The 4,349-nt window shown below is 33.9% G+C and carries 5 protein-coding genes and 1 pseudogene; all 6 read left to right on the top strand.

Annotation, left to right across the window (positions count from 1 at the left end; genetic code table 11):
• Positions 1–241 (top strand): annotated as a pseudogene (locus tag GMD4S_RS13840) (DNA/RNA helicase domain-containing protein); the annotation flags it as partial.
• Positions 242–290: 49 nt separating this feature from the next.
• Entirely contained in the window at positions 291–557 is a 267-nt protein-coding gene (locus tag GMD4S_RS11500) for a hypothetical protein (RefSeq protein ID WP_001121929.1), read from the top strand.
• A 69-nt stretch (positions 558–626) separates the two neighbouring features.
• Positions 627–1,978, top strand: a protein-coding gene (locus GMD4S_RS13190) for an IS3 family transposase (RefSeq protein WP_155991753.1) whose coding sequence is annotated in 2 segments (ribosomal slippage) — positions 627–1,059 and positions 1,059–1,978 — 1,353 coding nt in all. Because the reading frame shifts where the segments join, the coding sequence is not laid out codon by codon here.
• Positions 1,979–2,454: 476 nt separating this feature from the next.
• Entirely contained in the window at positions 2,455–2,883 is a 429-nt protein-coding gene (gene aac(6'), locus GMD4S_RS11485; protein ID WP_000348727.1) for an aminoglycoside 6'-N-acetyltransferase, read from the top strand.
• Positions 2,884–2,939: 56 nt separating this feature from the next.
• On the top strand, positions 2,940–3,548 hold the full coding sequence (locus GMD4S_RS11480; protein ID WP_000662942.1) for a Type 1 glutamine amidotransferase-like domain-containing protein: 609 nt from the start codon (positions 2,940–2,942) through the stop codon (positions 3,546–3,548).
• 178 nt (positions 3,549–3,726) lie between these two features.
• Positions 3,727–4,349: CPBP family intramembrane glutamic endopeptidase (locus GMD4S_RS11475; protein ID WP_000134972.1), on the top strand; the 623-nt coding region annotated here is incomplete at its 3' end.

The following is a 4,349-nucleotide window of genomic DNA, read 5'->3' as shown; positions in this document are numbered from 1 at the left end:
AGTTATTATACCGATGGATTTCAATTTTTACTATGGTCCAGGCATTCAGGAAAAGAAAAATAAAAAAGGAGAAGTTATTGGAGTAAATAAGTTCATGTTTTTGAATAGTACGGATTCCTACTATCCAATTAATAAGATGTTTTACCAAAACATTACGAGAACTAGAGAGCAATTACAAATTGTTGTAATAGAAAACTGGGATCTATATTCAAAAATTTGTAATTTATTAGAAACTTTTTAAGAAACAAGTCTAAGTAACGAGATGATACTTAGGTAGAAAGGAATTTATTATGCCTATACTAGAAGAATTTGGTGGAGCAATAAAACAAGGAGCTAAACAGGGGCTGAGTTCATTGTACTTTGATGGGTTTAATGATGCTGCAAGTACTGTTTTTAATTATTTTGAGCAGAAAAAGAAGACGTTAAATTCTAAGATTAGAAAAGGTCAATATTTAAATGAAGAGGAACAGTATCTGTTGGCTCAAATTGATGTATTTCTTGAAGAACTTGATAAAGAATTTAAAAAGACGGTTTCTACTCAGGGACCTAAAATTTGAAAAGAGCCAGCAAATGAACCGCACCCCAAAAGTTAGACAGAAAAAATCTAACTTTTGGGGTGTTTTTAAATGAAACTAACTTATGAGGATAAAGTTCGAATCTATGAACTAAGAAAACAAGGAATCAGCTTCAAGCGACTTTCAGAAAAATATGGAATGAACCTTTCAAATCTTAAGTACTTAGTCCGATTGATTGATCGCTACGGAATAGAAAGTGTCAAAAAAGAGAAAAACCGTTATTACTCGCCAGAATTAAAGGAAGAAATAATTAATAAAGTTCTACTTGAGGGGCGATCGCAACTAAGCGTATCTCTGGATTATGCTCTCCCAAGCACTGGATTACTTCCAAATTGGCTGGCACAATACAAGAAAAACGGGTATACTATTGTTGAGAAAACAAGAGGAAGGCCAGCTAGGATGGGACGTAAACGGAAGAAAACTTGGGAAGAAATGACAGAATTAGAGCGACTTCAAGAGGAGAATGAGCGTCTACGTACCGAGGTGGCCTACTTAAAAAAGTTAAAAGAGTTAGAGGAAAGGGACGAAGCCTTACAGCGAGAAAGGCAGAGACAGTTAGAGAAATGGTTTCAGGAGGATTTCAATTAGATTTACTTCTTGAAACGGCACATTTAGCTCGCTCAACTTACTACTATCACTTAAAACAGCTAGATCAACCAGATAAGAATAAAGAGCTAAAGGATGAAATACAAGCCATTTATAGTGAGCATAAAGGAAATTATGGCTATCGGAGAGTCACTCTTGAACTAAGAAATCGTGGCTTCGTGGTGAATCATAAGAAGGTCCAACGTCTGATGAAAGTCCTTGGTTTAACGGCTCGAATTCGTCGGAAACGGAAGTATTCTTCCTACCAGGGAGAGATTGGCAAGAAAGCAGCGAATCTCATTCAACGCCAGTTTGAAGCATCCAAACCAATGGAAAAGTGCTATACGGATGTGACAGAGTTTGTCATTCCAAATAGCACACAGAAATTGTATTTATCGCCAGTTTTAGATGGTTTTAACAGCGAAATTATTGCTTATCATCTTTCTACTTCACCAAATTTAGAACAAGTGAAGACCATGTTGGAGAAAGCTTTTTCAGATAAGAGATATGAGAATACGATTCTCCATAGCGATCAAGGCTGGCAATACCAACATGATTCTTATCATCGGTTCCTAGAGAGTAAGGGAATTCAGCCATCCATGTCACGCAAGGGTAACAGCCCAGACAACGGCATGATGGAGTCCTTCTTTGGCATTTTGAAATCCGAAATGTTCTACGGTTATGAAAAGACGTTTCAGTCACTTAAGCAACTGGAACAAGCTATTGTAGACTATATTGATTACTATAACAATAAACGAATTAAGGTCAAACTAAAAGGACTTAGTCCTGTGCAATACAGAACTAAATCCTTTACTTAAATTAATTGTCTAACTTTTTGGGGTCAGTACACAAAACGGCTCTTTTTGGTAACCTCAACCTTACTCCTGAAGAAGACAGTAGTATGAGTGGCAAATTTTTAGTTAGAAGGAAGAAAAACCAATTTGAAAGGTGATAGTTACGTTTAATGGTTTAATTCAAATATTCGGATGCGCTATATTTCGTTTCATAGTATAGGAAGCTAACATCAGCACATGTTGAGGCGGTATCACTGTTGTACGAGCTGAGGCATCAGCGAAGTAGGAGTAGATGCTCCGCCCATGGGATAGGACTCGTAAAATGAGGAGGGAAACCGACGAAATGATACGGTAAGTCCGAACCGCTGAGTGCATGGCTCTGCTCTTCCGATCTGAGACAGTCGAAAAGTAGAAGGGGATGGTATTGGTATCAATCAATGAGTAACAAAGTAACAGCGTGATTCGAAACATTTGCTTGTAATTTCCGGAGGAACATCAATATGGATGGAATAACAAAAGATTCTATAAAAACGGCTAAACTAATAAAACAATTATGGCCCCAATTGACCGATAAAGAAGCTTTTGATGAAGTAAAAAAATATACGAATGGCAAAAATACTGCAATCTTTACTGAAGTTGAAGGTAACACAATTGTAGGTCTAGCATTATGTTCCCTCAGATTTGATTATGTTGAAGGTTGTAAATATAGTCCTGTTGGATTCTTAGAAGGGATTATTGTCGATGAGGAATATCGTTTAAAGGATATTGCTAAAAATCTCTGTACAAAATGTGAGGAATGGGCGAAAAATAAAGGATGTAAGGAATTTGCAAGTGACTGTACTTTAACGAATACGGATTCTATAAGATTTCATCTCAATATTGGATTTCAGGAGGCAAGTAGAATTATTCATTTTAAGAAAAAATTATAATTTAGAAACGTGAATAAACTTGTTAAACTTTATGTATCTTTAGAAAGTGTGTTAACTTGAAAGAACAAATTTTTTTGATGGGTGGGAATCCCCCAATAACGAAATATAGCATTGTTGATAAAATTGTATTATCAAGCAAGATTGAAAGAATTGTTATTTTTACGGTTTTTCGAGATAATTGGCAACCCTATATGAAAAAGTACACAGAAGTTTTCCAAAGTCAATTTCCTAATCTAAACACTGATTACTTACTTTTGGACACTGAGCAGATTGATTTTGATAGCTATTTAGATGCTGATCTAATTATCATTGGTGGAGGAAATACGGAAAAATATATAGCTACTTATGTCAATCAGGAGTTCAAAAATTATATCGATCATATGCTTAATAAAGGGGCAAAAGTTATAGGGTTTTCTGCAGGAGCCCTATTATTAGGAGAAAAAGTATATGTCTCACCTAATGATAATTCAGATCATCAGATAAAGATAAAAAATGGATTAGGACTCTTTAGTCAGTTTTTAATTAGTGTCCATTATGATTCCTGGAATGATAAAGCTAATAAGGATAGAGCAGAAGAACTTGTCAGTGTTCCCATAATTCCACTAAATGATCATTCCTGTCTTGTATTGGATAGACTTGGAAACATTATTGAGAAAATTGACTAGTTTTAATCATGCGAATCTGAATCTACGAAACTAAAGTATTGACGAAATGAATAGTGAAAAGCCTTGATTGTAAGGCTTTTTTGTGTTTTTATGATAGAATATAGGTAGTTATAATCGATAGCAACTAAGAAGCAGTAAAAATATTATTCATAAAATAATCAAGATTAGGAAGAAAAAAATGACAGAAATTGATAAAAGGAATTTAAAAAATTATCTTTGTTTTACATTTGGAATTACTTATATAGCTTGGGGGCTTCTTGCCATATTTACACAATCTTATATTTTGGGATTAGAGACATTTATAGGAAGAATATTACATATAGTTGGTGCACTTGGACCAGCTATTGCAAGTGGCTTTTATTTAAAAAGTAATAATATAAAATTTAAACATTTTTTATTTAATAAGTTAGAAAATAGCAGTATTTATTTCATTTATCATATGTTAGCAATTTTGATACTATTTTCTGTATCTTCCTTAGAATTAAACGGAGTATCAATTTATCTGATGCCATTATTCTTTATACAACTAATTTTTTTTGGTGGTGGACATGAAGAATTAGGATGGAGAGGAATATTACAACCATTACTTGATAAAAAATATACTTATTGGCAATCTAATTTGATTGTAGGATCAATTTGGGGAATATGGCATCTGCCTTTATGGTTTATAGTTGGAGAAAGTCATCAAGGATTTCCTTTTATTTTATTTTTTATATATACATTATTTTTAAGTTTTGTTTTAGGGCTTCTTTACCGTCAAACGAAATCTGTGGGATACTGTGTATTATTTCATGCATTCGC

Source organism: Streptococcus sp. GMD4S, assembly GCF_000296955.1.
Note: the sequence above shows the minus strand (reverse complement) of the source record. Positions and strands in the feature narration are given on the sequence as shown.